The 19,018-nt window shown below is 67.0% G+C and carries 15 protein-coding genes; 5 read left to right on the top strand and 10 right to left on the bottom strand.

Annotated elements, in window-relative coordinates; all coding sequences use genetic code 11:
* Positions 1-2: 2 nt before the first annotated feature.
* From AC07PT_RS03500 to AC07PT_RS03535, 8 genes are all read right to left on the bottom strand, one after another.
* Positions 3-515 carry a GNAT family N-acetyltransferase gene (locus tag AC07PT_RS03500; protein WP_494655791.1) on the bottom strand — a complete coding sequence of 171 codons (513 nt, stop codon included), beginning with the start codon at positions 513-515 and terminating at the stop codon, positions 3-5.
* A complete protein-coding gene (locus AC07PT_RS03505) occupies positions 512-2,236 on the bottom strand; it encodes an NAD(P)-binding protein (RefSeq protein ID WP_494655792.1) in 1,725 nt (574 codons plus the stop codon). The genes AC07PT_RS03500 and AC07PT_RS03505 overlap by 4 nt, the downstream gene beginning before the upstream one ends.
* Positions 2,237-2,247: 11 nt before the next feature.
* Positions 2,248-3,810, bottom strand: a complete 1,563-nt coding sequence (locus tag AC07PT_RS03510) for a polyamine aminopropyltransferase (protein WP_494655962.1) — start codon at positions 3,808-3,810, stop codon at positions 2,248-2,250.
* Positions 3,811-3,947: 137 nt separating this feature from the next.
* Entirely contained in the window at positions 3,948-4,169 is a 222-nt protein-coding gene (locus tag AC07PT_RS03515; protein WP_019573848.1) for a DUF350 domain-containing protein, read from the bottom strand.
* A 49-nt stretch (positions 4,170-4,218) separates the two neighbouring features.
* Entirely contained in the window at positions 4,219-5,709 is a 1,491-nt protein-coding gene (locus AC07PT_RS03520) for a DUF4178 domain-containing protein (protein WP_494655793.1), read from the bottom strand.
* Positions 5,710-5,725: 16 nt separating this feature from the next.
* Entirely contained in the window at positions 5,726-6,763 is a 1,038-nt protein-coding gene (locus AC07PT_RS03525) for an SPFH domain-containing protein (protein WP_494655794.1), read from the bottom strand.
* Positions 6,764-6,841: 78 nt separating this feature from the next.
* A complete protein-coding gene (locus AC07PT_RS03530; RefSeq protein ID WP_492348521.1) occupies positions 6,842-7,141 on the bottom strand; it encodes a flagellar basal body protein in 300 nt (99 codons plus the stop codon).
* A gap of 94 nt (positions 7,142-7,235) precedes the next feature.
* On the bottom strand, positions 7,236-9,362 hold the full coding sequence (locus tag AC07PT_RS03535; protein WP_494655795.1) for a PQQ-dependent dehydrogenase, methanol/ethanol family: 2,127 nt from the start codon (positions 9,360-9,362) through the stop codon (positions 7,236-7,238).
* Between the two features lie 373 nt (positions 9,363-9,735).
* On the opposite strand from AC07PT_RS03535, the gene AC07PT_RS03540 reads away from it, so the two are divergent.
* The 5 genes from AC07PT_RS03540 to AC07PT_RS03560 all read left to right on the top strand — a co-directional run bounded on the left by AC07PT_RS03540 (position 9,736) and on the right by AC07PT_RS03560 (position 16,786).
* Complete coding sequence (locus tag AC07PT_RS03540; protein ID WP_494655796.1) at positions 9,736-10,965, top strand: helix-turn-helix domain-containing protein; 1,230 nt, start codon at positions 9,736-9,738, stop codon at positions 10,963-10,965.
* A gap of 220 nt (positions 10,966-11,185) precedes the next feature.
* Complete coding sequence (locus tag AC07PT_RS03545) at positions 11,186-13,498, top strand: NADP-dependent malic enzyme (RefSeq protein WP_492348524.1); 2,313 nt, start codon at positions 11,186-11,188, stop codon at positions 13,496-13,498.
* Positions 13,499-13,655: 157 nt separating this feature from the next.
* Positions 13,656-14,063 (top strand): guanyl-specific ribonuclease, encoded by a 408-nt coding sequence (locus tag AC07PT_RS03550; RefSeq protein WP_492348525.1) that lies wholly within the window; start codon positions 13,656-13,658, stop codon positions 14,061-14,063.
* Positions 14,064-14,119: 56 nt separating this feature from the next.
* Positions 14,120-14,566 carry a barstar family protein gene (locus tag AC07PT_RS03555; protein WP_494655963.1) on the top strand — a complete coding sequence of 149 codons (447 nt, stop codon included), beginning with the start codon at positions 14,120-14,122 and terminating at the stop codon, positions 14,564-14,566.
* Between the two features lie 426 nt (positions 14,567-14,992).
* Entirely contained in the window at positions 14,993-16,786 is a 1,794-nt protein-coding gene (locus tag AC07PT_RS03560) for a methyl-accepting chemotaxis protein (protein ID WP_494655797.1), read from the top strand.
* A 79-nt stretch (positions 16,787-16,865) separates the two neighbouring features.
* Here the strand turns inward: AC07PT_RS03560 and rsmA are convergent, their stop codons facing one another.
* Both rsmA and AC07PT_RS03570 read right to left on the bottom strand, forming a co-directional pair.
* Complete coding sequence (gene rsmA, locus AC07PT_RS03565; protein WP_492348527.1) at positions 16,866-17,624, bottom strand: 16S rRNA (adenine(1518)-N(6)/adenine(1519)-N(6))-dimethyltransferase RsmA; 759 nt, start codon at positions 17,622-17,624, stop codon at positions 16,866-16,868.
* A 3-nt stretch (positions 17,625-17,627) separates the two neighbouring features.
* Positions 17,628-19,004 (bottom strand): peptidylprolyl isomerase, encoded by a 1,377-nt coding sequence (locus AC07PT_RS03570; RefSeq protein WP_492348528.1) that lies wholly within the window; start codon positions 19,002-19,004, stop codon positions 17,628-17,630.
* Positions 19,005-19,018: the final 14 nt, after the last annotated feature.

A 19,018-nucleotide genomic window follows, 5' to 3' on the forward strand; every position in this document is an offset into this window, starting at 1 on the left:
GCTCAGGGCAGCGCGCGCCACAGGTAGGCAGCCCCTTCGCCGTACCCGGCCAAGGTGGCCTGGGAGGCCGCATCAGGCCGGCTGTCCTGAAAGCCCTGACGGCGCCAGAAAGGCTGCGAGCCCTGCACCGCCACCAGGCCCAGCCCGCCCAGGCTTTCGGTCCGTGCCAGGGCCAGTGCCGCCGCCACCAGGCGTGGCCCCAGGCCCAGGCCCTTGGCAACCGGGTGCACGGCCAGGTCATGCAGGTACAGGGCCGTGGGCTGGGGCGCCGGGTCAAAAGGTTGATGCAGCGGCGCCACCGCCCCCGGCACACTGCGGTAGGCCAGCAGGTAGGCGCGCATCTCGCCAGAGGCCTCGAACAAGCCCCACACCGTTGGCGGCGTGATGGCCAGGCGCTGGGCCATGGCAGGGGCGGGCTCAACCAAGTCGGCACCATAGGCCAGGGCCTGCAGCGCCATCAAGGCGGGCAGGTCGGCCCTCTGCAGGCCGCGTAAGTGGTGCGGGCCCGGGCTCATGAGGGGGTGCGCCCCCGCAGTTGCTGCACGGCCAGCAGCCCGGCATCGTGCCCGCGCGTGAAAGCCTCTTCGAACACCGAGTAGCCCGACCAGTCGCTGTGGGCGTAGCTGACCCGCCCTTGGGCCAGTGCCGCCGGAACACCGCTGCCGGTGCGGCGCTGGCGCAGGCTGGGCACGGCCTGGGCGGCCGCGGCCAGCGGCAGGCGCGCCAGGTGGGCCAGTACCCCGGGCACGGGCACGGCCATGGCATGGCCGTGCCGGCTCAGCGAGAACTCTCGGGCATGGCTCAGCAGATCGGGGTGCGGGGCCAGGAATTCGTCCAGCAGCTGGCCACGCCAGTGCGTCCAGGGCTGCTCCAACAAGGTCTTGCGGGCCGGTTTGGCGGCCCCCAGGGCGCGGTAGAAGGTGAGCACCGTGGGGCCGGGGCGCGGGTCCAGGCGCTGGTGGGCGGCGTTGACATAGCCCAGGCCGCTGGAGCCGTAGATCACGTTGTCCCAGGCCGGGGCGGCGCCGGGCCGGTCTGCCAGCGGCTGGTCGAGCAGCAGGTTGCCCACCACCCAGGCCGCATGCTGCCAGCGCAAGGCCGTGGACTGCAGCCAATCGGGCGCGGTGACCACCACCCGGGCCGCCACATGCACCGGCAGGGCCACGATGCAGTGGGCGGCCAGCCAGCGTTCGACCCGTTGCCGGGCCACATCCCACACATCAACGGCCACGCCCTGGCGCTGGTCTTCGATGCGCAGCACCACCCGGCCGGTGTACAGCGGGCCCTGGCCGGCATCGCCCTGCCAGGGCGCGGCCAGCCGGTCGACCAGCCAGCCATTGCCCTCGGGCCAGGTGAGCACCGGGGTGTCGGCCGCTTCGGCGGCCTCATCGCTGCCCGGGGCATGAAAGCCGTGGCGGCTGGCAAAGTAGTGGATGCCGGCCCAGGCCGAGACCTCGGCCAGGCCGGCACCGTAATCGTCGCGGCAGCAGTAGTCCAGGTACCAGCGCAGGCGGGCGTCGTCCAGGCCCTGCTGGGCCAGCCACTGGGCAAAGGTCTGGCTGTCGAGCGCCAGTTGTACCGGGCTCAGGCCCCGGCTGGCCAGCGGAATGGCAAACCGGGCCTGGCGCTGCAGGGCCGCCACCTGATCCGCAAAGCGCTGGTATTGCGTCCGGGTGGCCGCGCTCAGCTCGTGTGCGGGCAACAGGCCCTCCTGCCAGCCGCCGTCCAGGTACAGGCGCTCTTGCGGGCTGTGGCACAGGGCCTGCTCGTCGTAGACCCAACGCCCCGCCTGGCGCTGGCGCAGGCCCAGTTCCTCAAGCAAGGCCTGCACCTCGGGCGCATCGTCACCGGGCAGGGGCAGGTAATGCGCCCCGGTGGGGCAGGGTTGCTGGCCCAGCAGGCGGCCGCGGCTGTTGCCGCCGGCTTGCTCGTCGAGCTCCAGAATGGCCAGGTCGTCCACCCCGCCCAGGCGCAGCGAGCGCGCCGCGGCCAGGCCTGCGATGCCCGCCCCCGCCACCACCACCCCCACCCGGCGTGACACGGCCGGCGCCGGCCAGCGGCGCGGGTTCTCGCGCAACAGGTGGCCCCGCTCAAAGGCAGCGCCCTCAAACCCGCCTTGCAAGGCCGGTGCAGCCGGCGCACAACCCGCCAGGCCCAGGCCGGCACCGGCCAGGGCCAGCCACTCGCGCCGGCGCAAGCCTGCTGAAGGCGACACGAAGGCACCGTTCAAACGCATGTCAGGCCGCGTCAATGGGCCACCTTGCCCCATTCCTGCTCATAGGTGCGCACCAGGATCTGGTTGGACAGGCGGTTCACCCCGGTGGGCACGGCTGCCATGTCCTGCGGAAAATCGAACAACAGGGGCAAGGTCTGCAGATTGAGAAAGCGCAGGCCCTCGGGCAGGCGCACAGGCTGGCGCCAGGGTCGGCGCGAGGCCACCACAAAGCCCCACTCGCCAAAGCTGGGCACGTTGGCGTGGTAGGGCGTGGCGCCCAGGCCGGCGGCCTCGATGGTGTGCACCACGGTCCAGAAGCTCTGGCGCGCCACCAGGGGCGAGGTGGTCTGCACCACGGCATAACCGCTGGCCGACAGGCGCTGGTCCAGCAAGGCATAGAACGACTGGCTGTAGAGCTTGCCCAGCGCAAAGTTGGTCGGGTCGGGAAAGTCGACCACGATGACGTCGAAGGTGTCGGCCTCGGTCTGCAGCCACTGGAAGGCATCGGCATTGACGATGCGCACCCTCGGATCGGACAAAGCCCCGCCGTTGAGCCGCTTGAGGGCGGGCTGGGTGCTGAACAGGCGCGTCATCTCGGGGTCGAGTTCGACCAGGGTGACCTGCTGCACCCCGGGGTACTTGAGCACTTCACGCACGGCCATGCCATCGCCCCCGCCCAGCACGGCCACCCGGCGCGGGTTGCCCTGGGCCGCCATGACCGGGTGCACCAGGGCCTCGTGGTAGCGGTATTCGTCGCGCTCGGCAAACTGCAGATTGCCATTGAGGAACAAGCGGTGCCCCTGTGCCCCGCTGGTGACCACAATGCGCTGGTAAGGGCTGGTGGCGGTGAAGATCACGCGGTCCTGGTAGAAGCGGTCTTCGGCCACGGTGGTGATGGCGTCGGCGCCGAACAGAGCGCCCAGCAGGGTCAGCAGCACGCCCGCACAGGCCAACACATGGGTGCGCAGGCGGCGCAGCTCATGGCGGAACAGCCACAGCGCCCACACCGCCACGGCGGCATTGAGCAGGCCGAACACCAGTCCGGTGCGCACCAGGCCCAGGTGCGGCACCAGCAGGATGGGGAAGGCCAGCGACACCGCCAACGCCCCCAGGTAATCAAAGGTGAGCACCTGCGAGACCAGTTCCTTGAGCTGCACGTGGCGCTTGAGGATGCGCATCACCAGCGGAATCTCCAGCCCGACCAGCACGCCGACGGACCCCACCAGGGTGTACAGCACCAGCCGGAAGGCCCCGGGCACAAAGGCGCTGCACAAGAACAACAGGGCAGGCATGCCGCCGCCCAGCAGGGCCACCAGGAGCTCGATGCGCAGGAAGTGCGCTGGCAACTGGCGCTCGAAATGCCGTGAGGCCCAGGAGCCCAGGCCCATGGCGAACAGATAGGCGCCGATCACGGTGGAGAACTGCAACACCGAGTCGCCCAGCAGGTACGAGGCCAGGGTGCCGGCGGCCAGCTCGTACAGCAGGCCGCAGGCCGCCACCACGAACACGCTGCTCAGCAGGGCCAGTTCGACCGGCCGGGGGGCACCGCCCCCGCCAGAGGGCTCAGTCGAGCGCGCGCCACGCCGCCCGGGCAGTCGCCAGGGCACATCGGAGACGACCGCCGCGGGCAACAGGGGGTCGGAGGAATCAGGTCGAAGGCTCAAAACAATCCACAGTCTTCAAAACAAGGTTGCCGAACCCTCGGCAACCCCAAAAATAGTGCACGTCAGGCTCAGCCGTGGATGGCGGCCGCCACGATGAGGCAAATGCCCAGCGACATGGCCGCCACCACCAGGCCAAGGGCCACGTTCTGCTTTTCCACCAGTTCGCGCCACAGATCGTAGGGCGTGAGCTTGTCGATGACGACAAAGCTCAGCCAGAAGACCAGCACGCCCACCAGGGCGAACACGATGGAGCCGAGCACGGCGCCGGGGCGCAGCCATTCAAGTCCCATGGAAACCTCCGTCAAAGAGTGGTTGGTTGAGCAAGTCGGTGCCTCATCATCACTTGTGGCTGCCACCGCTGCCTGAATAGCCCCCATAGGAGCCCCCCGAGCTGCGGTAGCCACTGCTGCTGCAGTTTTCCACCGCCGGGTCGCAGCGGGAGCAGCGGCTGAGCAACAGCACCAGCACGATCAGCAGTACCGCGATGACCACGATGGTGCCCCAGCCGAGGGCCCTGAAACTGCCCGCGGGGGCCACATCGGCCCGTCGCAGCAGGTCTTGGCGGGCTTCCAGCTTGAAGGCCTTGGCCACCGTGGCCGCGTCCAGGCGGCTGCCGCCCGACCAGGTGATTTCGGTGGGCGTGCTCTCCTCGGACAGCAGGCCCTTGGCGCTGGCGAAGTCACGGTTGCTGGTCTTCTGGCCCCGGGCCACCGGCCAGTAGAACTCGCCGCAGGCATAGCTGGTCTCGGCGTCGTAGCGGTATTGCAAGTCGTAGCGGGTGCCCAGGTAGGTGGCCGCCCGCCCCGAGGCATCGAGCTTGGGGGCGCCGGTGAGCGGGCGCACCAGGCTCCAGCCATCGGTGGCGTCGACCAGGAAGCTGAAGCCACGCTGGCGGTTGTAGAGCAGGTACTCCTCCCAGCCGAACAGCTCGTCGTCGCCGGGCTCGCGCCCCATGCGGTGCTGAAAGCCCACCACCTGCCAATCCACCCCTTCGAGCCGGCCCAGGCTGCCCAGCGCGATCAAGGGTGCCACGGGCTCGTCCTGCAGGGCGTGGCGCAGTTCGCCGCCGATGCCCTGCGAGACATCGATCAGGCTGTTGCAGCTGCGGCAGGTGAGGGTCTTGGTGCTGGCCAGCGTGATTTCGACCGGCGCGCCGCAATGCGGGCAGTTGAACTGGCGCCCCACTTCGTTCTTGACCGACGCGTCCTTGAGCCCGCTCAGGGCCAGGTCTTCGAGCCGCACCGAGCGGCCCGCCGACAGGGCGGGCGGGGTGCGGCTGTAATCGAGGCTGAGCACCTCGCCGCTGTCGCTGCGCAGCTCGACCAGGCCAAAGGCAAAGCCCAGCGGCGGCAGGCGCGGCAGTTCGCCCTGGGCCGAGATCAGGCACACCTGGTCGCTGAAGGCCACGGTGAAGGGCTGGCCGTTGACTGCCGTGCTGGCCCCGGGGCGGAAGGCCGAGGCCGCAGGCATCTCGCGCTGCAGCTCGCGCGGGCGCGACATGACATAGGCACCGTTGTCCTCGCTCAGGCTGGCCTGGCTGCCATCCTCGAACAGCGCGATCCACTCGGTCCACACGCCGGCGGGTGATTTGTACTGAAGCCGCCCGATCAGTACAAAGGGCTTGTTGTCGAAGCGGCCGCCAGCCATGAGCTGCAGCGGGCTGTGGTCGTCAAACAGCTCGGCCATGCGACCGATGCGGCTCAGCACCTCACCCTGGCGCAGCACCGTGCTCTGGCAGTAGGGGCAGACCGCATGCGTCGATTGGGCGCTGCGAAATTCAACGGGGGCGCCGCAGCCCGGGCAGGGCGCGCGGTAGAAACGCTCTGTCACGAACAGCCGGTGCGGTTCAGACGAGCTTCTTGAGCAGTTCGGCCTTCTTGGCGTCGAACTCTTCAGCGGTCAGGATGCCTTTGGTCTTGAGATCGGCCAACTTCTCCAGTGTGGCCATGATCTCGTCGGGCTTGAGGCCTGCGCCGACGGCCGCAGCTGAAGCCGCCGCCGCGCCGCCCCCCTGCAGGCCGGCCTGCAGGTTCTGCGCCAACACCTGGCCCAGGGCCACACCGGCCCCCAGCCCCATGGCGTCACCGGCCACACCGCCGCCCGCAGCCCCTTCGGCCAGGCGCGGAATGGCCTGGGCGGTCTGGTACTGCATGAACTGGCCCATGTCGCGCCCCACCATGCCCATGCCGATCTTCTGGTCGAGCACCTTCTGCAACTCTTCGGGCAGGGACAGGTTCTGCACCGTGAAGGTCTGCAACTGCAGGCCCAGGCGGGCGAACTCGGGGCCCAGTTGCTGGGTCAGGGCCTCGGCGAAGCGCTGCTGATTGGCCGCCAAGTCCAGGAAGGGGATGCCGCTGGCCGCAATGGCCTGGCTGATGTTCTGCAACACCAGGCCGCGCAACTGACCGTCCAGGTCGGCCACGCCGTAGCGCTCGCGGGTGCCGGAAATGCCGGCATGGAACACCTTGGGGTCCGCGATGCGGAAGCTGTAATTGCCGAAGGCACGCAGGCGCACGGCACCAAACTCGGCGTCACGCACGGTGACAGGCTGGGGCGTGCCCCATTTCTGGTCGAGCTGCTCGCGGGTGCTGAAGAAATAGACATCGCTCTTGAAGGGCGACTCAAACAGCTTGTCCCAGTTCTGCAGGTTGGTCAGCAGGGGCAGGGTCTGCGTGCTCAGGCGGTAGGTGCCGGGCCCGAACAGGTCGGCGATGCGCCCTTCGTTGACGAACAGGGCCATCTGCGACTCGCGCACCACCAGGGTGGCGCCGTTCTGGATTTCCATGTCGGCCATGGGATAGCGCCAGGCCAGCGTGCCGTCGCCCTCTTCGGTCCATTGAAGGACGTCGATGAACTGCTTCTTGATGAAATCCATCAGGCCCATGGCCGTCTCCTGCTCGGTTGGGAACGGCACAGATGATACCTGCGTACCAGGCCGAAAAGGGCCTGGCAGCGCAGCCTCTCAGGCCTTGACGTCCAGCAGCGAGCCCATCATCTGGTCATTGACCTTGAGGGTCTTGAGGCTGGCCTGGAAGCTGTAGCTGGAGGAAATCTGGTCGACCATGTCTTGCGCCAGCTGACTGCCGGGCTGGGGCATGCGCGACACGGTGGCAGTGGTGCCGCCGTTGGGGTCGGCCTGCTGGTCGACCCGCTCGCGACGGTAACCGTCGGTGTTCTGGTTGGCGATGTTGTTGGCCGCCGCACTTTGACGCTGCAGCGCGGCCTGCATGCCGGACTGGGCGATCGAGCTGATGCTGGACATGGGCGGGCCTCAAGGAAGACAGAAGGCCCGATTATCTTCCGCAGCGGTGATTTCGCCAAACCGCAGCCCGCCACAAGGCGGGCTGCAGGGGGGCTCACTTCTTGGGTCGGATCGCGTCGGCCGTGCCCTGGATGAAGGCCTTGATCTTCTGCACATCATCGAGGCTGAGGCGCTCGCTGAAGTCAGGCATGCCACGCGCCATGGCCGGACCCTTGAAGATGAACTTGTCCAGGTGCTCGATCATCGCGGCATCCATGTAGCCCAGGTTGGGGATGTTGCCGCCGCGGTCCACCCCCGGCACGCCGTGGCAGAACACGCAGTTGCTGACATACAGCATGGTGCCGGCCTGCACCTGGGCCGGGTCGTACTTGACGCCCGACACCAGCTCGCCCAGGCGGTAGCCCACGAAATCCGGCAACGGCGCCTTGCCACCCACGGCAAAGGTGTAGACGGTGCCAGGGCCCTGGCGATCGGTGGCGCGCTGGGCCAGGCCATACACCCCGCCCCAGCCCACGGCGATCGACACGTACTGGCGCCCATCCACCTCATAGGTGATGGGCGCGGCGACCACGCCCGTGCCGGTGGGCGACTCCCAGAGCTTCTCGCCAGTCTTGGCGTTGTAGGCCATGAAGCGCCCATCGGCCGTGCCCTGGAACACCAGGTTACCGGCGGTGCTCAGGGTGCCGCCGTTCCAGGGCGAGACCTGCTCCTGCGTCCAGGCGGCCTTCTGCTGCACCGGGTCCCAGGCGATCAGGCGACCGAAGGGCTTGCCCTTGGGCGGCTGCACGTTGGCGTACATGGCCAGGTTCCAACCCAGGCCGCCATGGGGCTCACCGGGCTGATTGCCGTTGAACTTCCAGTTCTGGTTGTCCATCAGGTTGATGGGCACGTTCTGCGCCGGCAGGTAGACCAGGCCGGTCTGCGGGTTGAAGGACATCGAATGCCAGTTGTGCGCACCGAACGGCCCCGGTACGGCGTCGTAGGGCTTGTCGGTGGCGCGTGCCTCGGGGTTCTCGATGGGGCGGCCGTTGGCGTCGTAGCCCTTGGCCCAGTTCACGTCGACAAAGTTCTTGGCCGAGATGAAGCGCCCGTTGGTCCGGTCGATGACAAAGAAAAAGCCATTCTTGGGGGCATGCAGGATCACCTTGCGCGCACGGCCATCGATCTTCAGATCGGCCAGGATCATGGGCTGGGTCGAGGTGTAGTCCCAGTTGTCGCCCGGGGTTTCCTGGTAATGCCAGACGTACTCGCCGGTGTCGGGGTTGAGGGCCACGATCGAGGCCAGGTACAGGTTGTCGCCACCGCCCGGGCTGCGCTTGCTGCGCGCCCAGGGCGAGCCATTGCCGGTGCCGATGTACATCAGGTTCAGCTCGGGGTCATAGGTCATGGTGTCCCAGGCCGTGCCGCCGCCGCCCGACTCCCACCACTTGCCGCTGGCGTCCCAGGTCTTGGCCGCACGGGCCATGGCCTCGTTCTCGAAGGGCTTGGACGGATCGCCCGGCACGGTGAACCAGCGCCAGGCCTGGGTGCCGGTGCCCGCATCGTAGGCCGTGACGTAGCCGCGCACGCCGTACTCGGCACCACCGTTGCCGATCACCACCTTGCCTTTGATGACGCGGGGCGCACCGGTGATGGTGTAGCTGTGGGTGTGGTCGATCAAGGTGTCCTGCTCCCACACCTTCTGGCCGGTGCGGGCGTTCAGGGCGATCAGGCGGCCATCGTAGGCGGCCACGAAAACCTTGCCCTGGTAAAGGGCCACGCCGCGGTTGACCACATCGCAGCAACCCTTGTAGCCCTTGGACTTGTCGACTTGGGGGTCAAAGCTCCAGAGCCGCTTGCCCGTGCGCACATCGACTGCATGGACCACGCTCCAGGAAGCGGAGACATACATCACGCCATCGACCACCAATGGGGTGGACTCCACGCCCCGGGTGGACTCCAGGTTGTACGACCAGACCAGCCCCAGCTTGCCCACGTTGCCGGTGTTGATCTGCTGCAGGCGGGAGAAGCGGGTTTCGGCGTAATCCAGGCCATGGCTGGGCCAGTCGGTCGACTTGGCCGCGTTGGCCTGGATGTAAGCCCCGTCGACCTGATCGACACGACTGGCAGGCTGGGCCTGGGCGGCCAGGGCGGCCGTGGCCAGCCAGGCGAGCCCGATGCCCAGGCGGCGCCAGGCCGGAGCCCCGGAAACAGGGCGGGTGGTGGAAATGGCTTGTTGCATAGGGTGATGTCTCCTCGGAAAAGGCTTGGGGGGGTGGCCTTCGGACCAGGCGCTTCTCGCTTCCCGTTCGGGGCTCATGAACGGCGGGAATCTGTGTGCACCTTCGCTGGCGCACGCCGGAGCGCTGGCGGGCCACCCGGATCGGAGCATCTGCTTTTGCCCGGGCGCCTTCATCACCGGGATTTCCCTAGGCCAAAAGTGTTCCAAGATGGAACATTCGGAATTCAGCCCACCCGGCGGGCGCGGCTGTCTCAATTTGCGAATTTCCGACTTGTCCACCCGGTTTCCATGGGCTAACCCTGAGACCGGGCCGGCCCGGTGCTGCCGATACTGCGCTCACCCGCACACCGACCCACCGCTTGATGGAGGCCCCATGCCCCGGCAAGACCCTGGCCGCCCCTGGGCGCGCCCCTTGTTCTTCAACACGCCCAGCCAGCGCGTGACCCTGGCACGCCAGCAGTTGTTTGAAGAAGGGCAGCGCCCCAGTGGCCTGGTGCCCGAGGGGGTGCTGCAATCGTGGCTGCGCTGCCTGCGCCAGGAGCCCCGCACCAGCCGCACACTGAGCTTCGACCCGGTCACACCCAGCCGCCTGCACGGCGCCCTGAGCCGCAATCGCCCGCTGCTCAGCGCTTCGGGCGAAGAATTGCAATCCCTGGAACACGCCCTCAGCGGCACCGACTGCCGGGTCATCCTGACCGACAGCGACGGGGTGATCGTGCACGTCACCCACCACCCGCTGGCCGATCAGCCCCTGCTGGGCGTGGCCGCGCGCCTGGGGGTGAACCTGTCGGAATCCGCCGTGGGCACCACCGCCCCCGGTCTGGTCACCCACACGGGCCAGGCCTGCAGCGTGATGGGTGCCGAACACTATTACGACTGCCTGCAGAGTTTTCACTGCGCAGCGGCCCCGATCCGGGACATCCACGGGCGCCTGGCCGGCGTGCTGGACCTGTCCATCGAAACCCGGCCTTTCGGCTTCGATGCCGCCAGCCTGGTGGGCGCCTACGCCACCGCCATCGAAAACCGCCTGCTCAAAACCCAGGCCCGAGAACAGCTGGTGCTGCAGTTCCAGGCCCACCCGGATCTGCTCGACAGTGTTCAACAAGGCCTGGCCGGCATCGACGACCAAGGCCGGTTGGCCTGGGTCAACCCGGCGGGGCGCCGGCTGCTGGGCCTGGCCCAACGGCCGTCGCACGAAGACTTTGACGCCATGCTGGGCCTGGATCTGGCCGACCTGCTGGCCCTGAGCCACCACGCCCAGCCCCAACCCAGGCGCCTGGGCAACGGCCTGACGGTGTGGCTGCGTGTGCGGCTGCAGGCCGCCGATGGCTTGCGCCGCCTGCAGGCGGTCGGCGAGCTGGCCAGACCACCTGCACCGGCCTCGGCCCGCCCCCCTGAGCCGCCTGCCGACGCCCCCGCCGACGACAGCCCGCAGGCCGTGGCGGCCCGGCCCCCGCTGCATGAACACAGCCGCCAGCACATCGAAGCGGCGCTGGCCCAGGCCGGCGGCAACATCACGCGCGCCGCTCGGGCACTGGGGGTGTCCAGAGGGCTGCTGTACCGGCGCTTGAAAAGCCGAATCCCGCCATCAGGCTCCGTCTGAGTTCGCAGCAACCCAAAACCCATTCAGAATGGGGCCAGCAACAGCCCACCGTTCAAGGCACGGGCTTTTGCCAAATAGTCAAAACCCATTCACCTTTTTACGCAGATTTACTGACTAGGGTTTCCCCCCAGGTGGGTCTACAATCGCGAACCCTTGCGAGTCCGGACAGGCCGCCACCGGTGCGCGACCCCAGCCCCAGCAAGCCAGCAGGAGACATTGGATGCCCATCAACCCACAGGCCAACAAAGAAGAACAGCGCGCTGAATTGCGGCGCGCCGCACTGGAATACCACGAGCTGCCGACCCCCGGCAAGGTGGCCATTGCCGCCACCAAGCAACTGGTCAACCAGCACGATCTGGCCCTGGCCTACTCCCCCGGCGTCGCAGCCCCCTGCGAGGAAATCGTCAAGGATCCGAACGCTGCCTTCAAGTACACCAGCCGCGGTAACCTGGTGGCCGTGATCACCAACGGCACCGCCGTGCTGGGCCTGGGCAACATCGGCCCGCTGGCCGCCAAGCCCGTCATGGAAGGCAAGGGCGTGCTGTTCAAGAAGTTTGCCGGCATCGATGTGTTCGACATCGAGATCGACGAGCAGAAAGACCTGGACAAGCTGGTCGACATCATTGCTTCGCTGGAGCCCACCTTCGGCGGCATCAACCTCGAAGACATCAAGGCCCCCGACTGCTTCTACGTCGAGCGCAAGCTGCGCGAACGCATGAAGATCCCCGTCTTCCACGACGACCAGCACGGCACCGCCATCGTGGTGGGCGCGGCCCTGCTCAACGGCCTGAAGGTCGTGGGCAAGGACATCAAGCAGGTCAAGCTCGTCACCTCGGGCGCTGGCGCCGCAGCGCTCGCCTGCCTGAGCCTGCTGCTCAAGCTGGGTCTGCCGCGCGAAAACATCTATGTGACCGATCTGGCCGGCGTGGTCTATGCAGGCCGCACCGAACTGATGGACGAGGACAAGATCCAGTTCGCCCAGAAGACCGATGCCCGCACCCTGGGCCAGATCATCGAAGGCGCCGACGTCTTCCTGGGTCTGTCGGCCGGTGGCGTGCTCAAGCCCGAGATGGTGGCCAAGATGGCTGCCAACCCGCTGATCTTCGCGCTGGCCAACCCCACCCCCGAAATCCTGCCCGAAGAAGTCAAGTCGGTGCGCGATGACGCCATCATGGCCACGGGCCGCACCGATTACCCCAACCAGGTCAACAACGTCCTGTGCTTCCCGTACATCTTCCGTGGCGCCCTGGATGCGGGCGCCTCGACCATCACGGTCGAGATGGAGATTGCGGCCGTGCACGCGATTGCCGAGCTGGCCCAGGCCGAGCAAAGCGAAGTGGTGGCCGCCGCCTACGTGGGCCACCCCCTGGCGTTTGGCCCTGAATACCTGATTCCCAAGCCCTTCGACCCGCGCCTGATGATGAAGATCGCGCCGGCCGTGGCCCAGGCCGCCGCCGACAGCGGTGTGGCCCTGCGCCCTGTCAAGGACCTGGATGCCTACCGCGACAAGCTGCAAAGCTTCGTCTACGCCTCGGGCACCACCATGAAGCCCATCTTCACCGCCGCCAAGGCCGCCGCCAAGAAGCGCGTGGCGTATGCCGAGGGTGAAGAAGAGCGCGTGCTGCGCGCCGCCCAGATCGTGGTCGACGAGGGCCTGGCCCGCCCGACCCTGATCGGCCGCCCGGCCGTGATCGCCGAGCGCATCGAGAAGTTCGGCCTGCGCCTGCAGGAAGGCCGCGACTATGACGTGGTCAACGTCGAGAACGACCACCGCTACCGCGACTTCTGGCAGACCTACCACCGCATGACCGAGCGCAAGGGCATCACGGTACCGATCGCCAAGATCGAGATGCGTCGCCGCCTGTCGCTGATCGGCGCCATGCTGCTGCACAAGGGCGAGGTTGACGGCCTGATTGCCGGCACCTGGGGCCACACCACGCTGCACCTGAACTACCTGGATCAGGTGATCGGCAAGCGCCCGGGCGTCAGCACCTACGCCTGCATGAACGGTCTGCTGCTGCCCGACCGCCAGTTGTTCCTGGTTGACACCCACGTCAACTACGACCCGACGGCCGAGCAATTGACCGAAATCACCATCATGGCCGCCGAGGAAATGATGCGCTTCGGCATCAAGCCCAAGGCCGCGCTGCTGTCGCACTCGAACTTCGGCAGCAGCAGCCAGCCCAGCGCCGTGAAGATGCGCCGCACCCTGGAGCTGCTGCGCGAACAGGCCCCGTGGCTGGAAGTGGACGGCGAAATGCACGGCGACGTGGCCCTTGATGGTGCCGCCCGCGAGGCCCTGATGCCGCACAGCACCCTTTTGGGCAGCGCCAACCTGCTGGTCTTGCCCAACATCGATGCGGCCAACATCTCGTACAACCTGCTGAAAACCGCCGCCGGCGGCAACATCGCCATCGGCCCGGTGCTGCTGGGCGCGGCACAGCCGGTGCACATCCTCACGGCCAGCACCACGGTGCGCCGGATCGTGAACATGACAGCCCTGACGGTGGCCGACGCCAACGCATCCCGGTAAGCGGCTGCTCCATAGCGAGCGCTAACTTTTAGACGACGTAAACCCGAGCGCGGCTGCCCATTTTTTGGGCAGCCGCTTGCTTTTCAGGACCAGATACGTCAAACTTGCGACCTTGAAATTTTGGGGTTTACCCGGAGTTTCTGAAAGGTGTTATTTCATGCTGCGAAAAGTTGCCGCAAGAACAAGCCAATTCCTGCTGGTTTGTCTGATGTTGGCAGCGGCGCTCTCGGGCACCACTCTGGTGCATTCTCGAGAGGCGCCCGCGATCGGTGGCCAGGCCACGATCTCCCTGGCGGAATTGCCGGCGCAAGGGCGCCAGACCTATCAATTGATCCTGTCCGGGGGGCCTTTTCCCTTCGAGAAGGATGGTGTGGTCTTTGGCAACCGCGAGCGGATCCTGCCTCATCAGCCGCGCGGCTTCTACCATGAATACACCGTTCAGACTCCAGGCTCGCGTGACCGGGGTGCCCGGCGCATTGTCTGCGGGGGCCGCCAGATCAGGGCGCCCGAAGCCTGCTACTACAGCCAAGACCACTATGCGAGCTTTCGCCGCATCGTCGAATGACCCTTGAGATCACCGCCGCCGTGAAGGCGCCTCAGGCCTGTGCCGGGGCCGACAGCATGGCCAGGCCCATTTTTTTTGACCATAGAGAAAGAGAAGCGGAGATGGATACGCCACTTCGTACCGTTCGAACCAACATCGTTCAGTCGATTCGGGCCTTTCGGGTACAAGACCTTCAGGAAGCAGCGCGCGACCTGGGCCAGCACTTTCTATACGCCAATCTGGCCAATGCACAGTCCAAACAGGACGTGCTGGACATGATTGCGACGCAATTCACCTTCCCGGCGCACTTCGGCAAGAACTTTGACGCCTTGTATGACTGCATGACCGATCCCTTGCACAAATCGGGCCCGCAGCCAGGCTTCATTGTGGTGCTGGAACAGATTCCGGCCCACGCCAAGTTCGACAAGGAAGCCCGCGAGCAATTGCTGGACATCTTCCGGGATGCCGCTGACTACTGGAGCGACCGGAAGATTCCCTTCCGATGTTTCTATTCTTTTCTGTAGCCCGTTCTGCACAAGCTGGCCAAGCAGAACGGGCCAACGAGGCTGAAGTCGGCAAGACCCTGACCGGTATTGCTCTGAGCTCAGACAACGGCGACCGCATGCCCACCGACAAACTGGTGGACGTCTCGCCCCAGGCGCTGCGCATGAGCAGCCCTTTCAATGCCGGCTACTGGCTGTCGGCGGCCTGAAACGCCTCACCAGTCCCCTCGTCAAAGAACCCGCAGTTGCGCACTGCGGGTTTTTTTTTGCCATCTTCGTTCGCCTGCTGGTGCCCTCCTGCACAAAGTCCGTGGCTTGCGGGCTTGCCCTGCTTGCGCCCCGCTCTGCGGGCGGGCAACATTCGCGCTCTTGACGCAGGCAGCCTCCCAAATACCCAGTTGGCGCGGCTTTTGCCTGCATGAAAACGACACGACCCAAAAGGTGCCTATGAACTTACTGAACCGACTATCCATCCGGGCCCGCCTTTACTTCGGTACCGGTTTCTCTCTGCTGCTGCTGACCGTCATCGGCCTGACCGGTTTCTGGGCCCTGCACAGCACCCAAGGCACCCTGAAGACCTTGCTGGAGCAAAAAGTCCAGACCCTCACCTCGCTCGACGAACTGCGGCTCAAGGCCGCCGACATCCGCCGCAGCGAGAAGGACATCATCATCAACTTCAACAACAGCGTGGAAGTGGCCAACCTGCGCGAAGCCTGGAAAAAGCAGTTGGGCAGCCTGTTGAGCGCCACCGGCACCCTGCAAAGCCAGAACACCGGTGACAGCGCCCAGACGGAGGCGCTCAAGCAGGTGCTGGCCGCCCTGAAGGAATACGAGACCGGCCTGACCCCCATCCTCGAACAAGTGGAACGGGCCCAGATCGACGGGGCCGCGGCCGGTGCCTATGCCGATCGGCTGAAGAAGCACATGGAAGCCGCTGACCAGGGCCTGTCACAGCTGAGCCATCAGGCCAGCGAAGCCATGCACAACGCCGAAGCCGACATGCAGCGCGACATCTACCGCCTGGGCTCGCTGATCGTGGCTCTGCTGGTGGTGGCCCTGGTGGTGCTGATCCCGCTGACCGTGTTCAGCGTGCGCGGCCTGGCCCGCTCCATCACCAAAGCACGTGAGCTCGCCGAACGAATCGCCGAGGGCGATCTGTCCAATGAGGTGCGCAGCGACTCCAACGACGAGATCGGCCAGCTCGTCAGCGCCATGGGTCAGATGCAGGAATCCCTGCGCGACCTGGTCAAGCAGGTGATGCAGGCCACCGAGAACATTGCCACCGCCAGCAGCGAGATCGCCAGCGGCAACAACGACCTGTCGCACCGCACCGAACAGACCGCGGCCAATCTGCAAAAGACCTCGTCCTCGATGGAGGCCCTGACGCACAACGTGCAGCAATCAGCCGAGTCCTCACGCCAGGCCAGCGCGCTGGCCGGCTCGGCCTCCCAGGTGGCCGAGCAGGGCGGGCAGGTGGTGTCTCGGGTGGTGAGCACGATGGAGGAGATTCGCACCGCCTCGCGCAAGATCGGTGACATCACGGGCGTGATCGACGGCATTGCCTTTCAGACGAACATCCTGGCCCTCAATGCGGCCGTTGAAGCCGCAAGGGCGGGCGAACAAGGCCGGGGCTTTGCCGTGGTGGCCGGCGAGGTGCGCAGCCTGGCCCAGCGTGCAGCCCAGGCCGCGCGTGAAATCAAGACCCTGATCGGAGCCTCGGAGGCGAAGGTCGAGTCGGGCTCGGAGCTGGTGCAGCAAGCCGGCAGCACCATGAGCGAGGTGGTGGTCTCGGTTCAGCGTGTGGCCCACATCGTGGCCGACATCACCCAGGCCACCGGCGAGCAAAGCGGGGGCCTCAGCGAGGTCAACTCGGCCGTGGCCCAGCTCGACCAAGTGACCCAGCAGAACGCCGCCCTGGTGGAAGAATCAGCCGCCGCGGCCCAATCCATGCAGACGCAGGCCGAGCAACTGGAGCAATTGGTGCGCAAGTTCCGCCTGGGCGCCGGCGAGCCCGCCGCCCTGCGCCGCGCCGCGCCCAAACCCATGCCGGCGCCGATCAGCCGCGCCACGCCAGCCCCGCTGCCACGCAATCAGGCCGCACCGGCACAGGTGGCTGGCCCGGACCGAGCCAAGGCCTCGCCCCCGGCTGCGGCCAAGCCCGCGGCCCTGGCGCACCAGAGCGCCGCCAAACCGCAGGCCAAGGCGGCCGCGGGCCAGGAAGACGATTGGGAAACCTTCTGAGCCGGCCTGCCCCGGGGGCGCCCTGAGCAGGGGCGCCTTGCCGCGACGGGATCAGAGCGCCTGAATCAATCCGGCTGAATCAAAGCGCCTGCGCCAGCGCCACGTACTCGGCCACCGGCACTTCTTCGGCCCGGCGCTGGGTGTTGAACTCGCCGCCGAAGCCACGCGCCTCCAGCCATCGGCCCAGCGTGTGGCGCAGCAGCTTGCGGCGCTGGCTGAAAGCCACCTGCACCAGTTCTTCAAGCAGCTTGGGGTTCAAGGGGGCCGGCTCGGCGCGCGGCACCATGCGCACCACGGCGCTGTCCACCCGGGGGGGCGGATCAAAGCTCTCGGGCGGAACAAACAACACGTTCTGCATGGCATAGCGCCACTGCAGCATCACGCTCAGGCGGCCGTAGTCCGAGGTGCTGGGCCCGGCCACCATGCGATCGATGACCTCTTTTTGCAGCATGAAGTGCTGGTCCTCGACCACCGCCACATGCTCCAGCAGGTGAAACAGGATGGGCGTGGAGATGTTGTAGGGCAGGTTGCCCACCACGCGCAGGCGCGGCACGCCCAGGCTTTGGGCCAGGGCGGTGAAATCGACCTTCAAGACGTCTGATTCGACCACGTTGAGCTGGGGGTGCTCGCGCAGGCGGCGCGCTAGGTCGCGGTCCAGCTCGATCACGGTGAGGCGGCCAACGCGTTCGACCAGCGGCTGGGTCAGCGCGGCGAGGCCGGGGCCGATCTCGACCATGGGTTGGCCGGCTTGCGGCGCGATCTCGTCGACGATGCCGTCGATGATGGCGCGGTCGGACAGAAAGTGCTGGCCGAAGCGCTTGCGGGGAATGTGTTTCATGGCTTATTGCGGCGGGTCACGCAGTTCCACATAGGCGCGGTCACGCACCTCCTGGGCCCAGGTCGCGTAAGCCTCTTCCATCTTCTTCTCGCGCAGCATGTTGCGCGCCACTTCGCGCTGGTCGCGCTGGGACATCGGCGCGTCGCGTCGCTCCATCAACTGGATCAGGTGCACGCCGAAGCGCGACACCACCGGCTGGCTGACCTCGCCGGGCTCCAGGCGGTTCATCACCTCTTCGAACTCGGGCACGAACTGGCCCGGGTTGACCCAGCCCAGATCACCGCCTTGCTTGGCGCTGCCGTCCTGCGAGTGTTCGCGGGCCAAGTCGGCAAAATTGGCACCGCCCTCGACGATGCGCTGGCGGTAGCCCTTGATCAGGGCCACGGCGGCGCTCTCGCTGAGCTTGGGGCCGGTGCGCAGCAGGATGTGGCGGGCACGCGATTGCGGCACGGTCACCACCGCCGGCTTGGGATCGTTGCGATCGATCACCTTGAGAATGTGGAAGCCGGCGCCGCTGCGGACCGGGCCGACGATGGACTGCACCGGGGCGTCCTTGACGGCATTGATGAAGATCTCGGGGTAGCGTTCGGCCGCGCGCAGGCCCATTTCGCCGCCACGGGTGCGGTCGGTGCCATCGGAATAGTCGCGCGCCAGGGTGGCAAAGTCGACCCCGGAACGGGCCTGGGCGGCCACCCGGTCGGCACGGGCCTTGAGGTTGGCCACCGCCTCGGCCGAAGCGCCTTCGGGCACCGCCACCAGCACCTGGGCCAGGTTGATCTCCTGCTGGGCCAGCGACTGGCGGGCCAGTTGCTCTTGCAGGAACTGGTCGATCTCCAGGTCGGTGACCTTGGCACGGGGCTCCACCTCGCGCTCACGCAGGCGGGCCAGCAGCAGCTGGGTGCGCAGGTCGTCGCGCAACTGCTTGATGGCCAGGCCGTCCTGGCTAAGGCGCTTGCGCAGTTCGGCCACGGTGAGCTGGTTCTGGCGGGCAATGTTCTGCTCGGCCAGGTCGATCGCGCCTTCCTCGACCTTCAGGCCCTGCTCGGTGGCCAGCTGCGCCTGGGCCTTCTCGCCAATCATGCGCTCCAGCACCAGGCGATCAAGTTCAGCGGCGGCGGGCGGGGTGGTGCCCTGCTGCGCCAGTTGCTGCAGCGTGCGGGCCACGCGGGCTCGCACCTCGTTGTTGGTGATGGGCTCTGAATTGACCACGGCCACGATGTAGTCGGCCTGCTGCGGGCCGCTGGGGGCGGCGGTGCGCACGGCAGGTGCCGGGGCAAACGCAGACGACGAGGCGCTGCCAGGCATGCGGATGCCCTGGGCCTGGGCTGACAAGGCAGTCAGGCAGGCCAGCGTCAGAACGGTGAGGCGTTGGATCATCATGGAAGGAAAAGCTC

It is taken from the genome of Curvibacter sp. GW821-FHT09D12 (assembly GCF_059416245.1).

What these genes read in the sequence shown, in the direction of transcription:
- AC07PT_RS03550 (WP_492348525.1), top strand. Translation starts at nt 13,656, where the DNA reads ATGCTGCGAAAAGTTGCCGCAAGAACAAGCCAATTCCTGCTGGTTTGT.
- AC07PT_RS03535 (WP_494655795.1), bottom strand. Translation starts at nt 9,362, where the DNA reads ATGCAACAAGCCATTTCCACCACCCGCCCTGTTTCCGGGGCTCCGGCC.
- AC07PT_RS03505 (WP_494655792.1), bottom strand. Translation starts at nt 2,236, where the DNA reads ATGCGTTTGAACGGTGCCTTCGTGTCGCCTTCAGCAGGCTTGCGCCGG.
- AC07PT_RS03500 (WP_494655791.1), bottom strand. Translation starts at nt 515, where the DNA reads ATGAGCCCGGGCCCGCACCACTTACGCGGCCTGCAGAGGGCCGACCTG.
- rsmA (WP_492348527.1), bottom strand. Translation starts at nt 17,624, where the DNA reads ATGAAACACATTCCCCGCAAGCGCTTCGGCCAGCACTTTCTGTCCGAC.
- AC07PT_RS03540 (WP_494655796.1), top strand. Translation starts at nt 9,736, where the DNA reads ATGCCCCGGCAAGACCCTGGCCGCCCCTGGGCGCGCCCCTTGTTCTTC.
- AC07PT_RS03555 (WP_494655963.1), top strand. Translation starts at nt 14,120, where the DNA reads ATGGCCAGGCCCATTTTTTTTGACCATAGAGAAAGAGAAGCGGAGATG.
- AC07PT_RS03570 (WP_492348528.1), bottom strand. Translation starts at nt 19,004, where the DNA reads ATGATGATCCAACGCCTCACCGTTCTGACGCTGGCCTGCCTGACTGCC.
- AC07PT_RS03515 (WP_019573848.1), bottom strand. Translation starts at nt 4,169, where the DNA reads ATGGGACTTGAATGGCTGCGCCCCGGCGCCGTGCTCGGCTCCATCGTG.
- AC07PT_RS03530 (WP_492348521.1), bottom strand. Translation starts at nt 7,141, where the DNA reads ATGTCCAGCATCAGCTCGATCGCCCAGTCCGGCATGCAGGCCGCGCTG.
- AC07PT_RS03525 (WP_494655794.1), bottom strand. Translation starts at nt 6,763, where the DNA reads ATGGGCCTGATGGATTTCATCAAGAAGCAGTTCATCGACGTCCTTCAA.
- AC07PT_RS03560 (WP_494655797.1), top strand. Translation starts at nt 14,993, where the DNA reads ATGAACTTACTGAACCGACTATCCATCCGGGCCCGCCTTTACTTCGGT.
- AC07PT_RS03545 (WP_492348524.1), top strand. Translation starts at nt 11,186, where the DNA reads ATGCCCATCAACCCACAGGCCAACAAAGAAGAACAGCGCGCTGAATTG.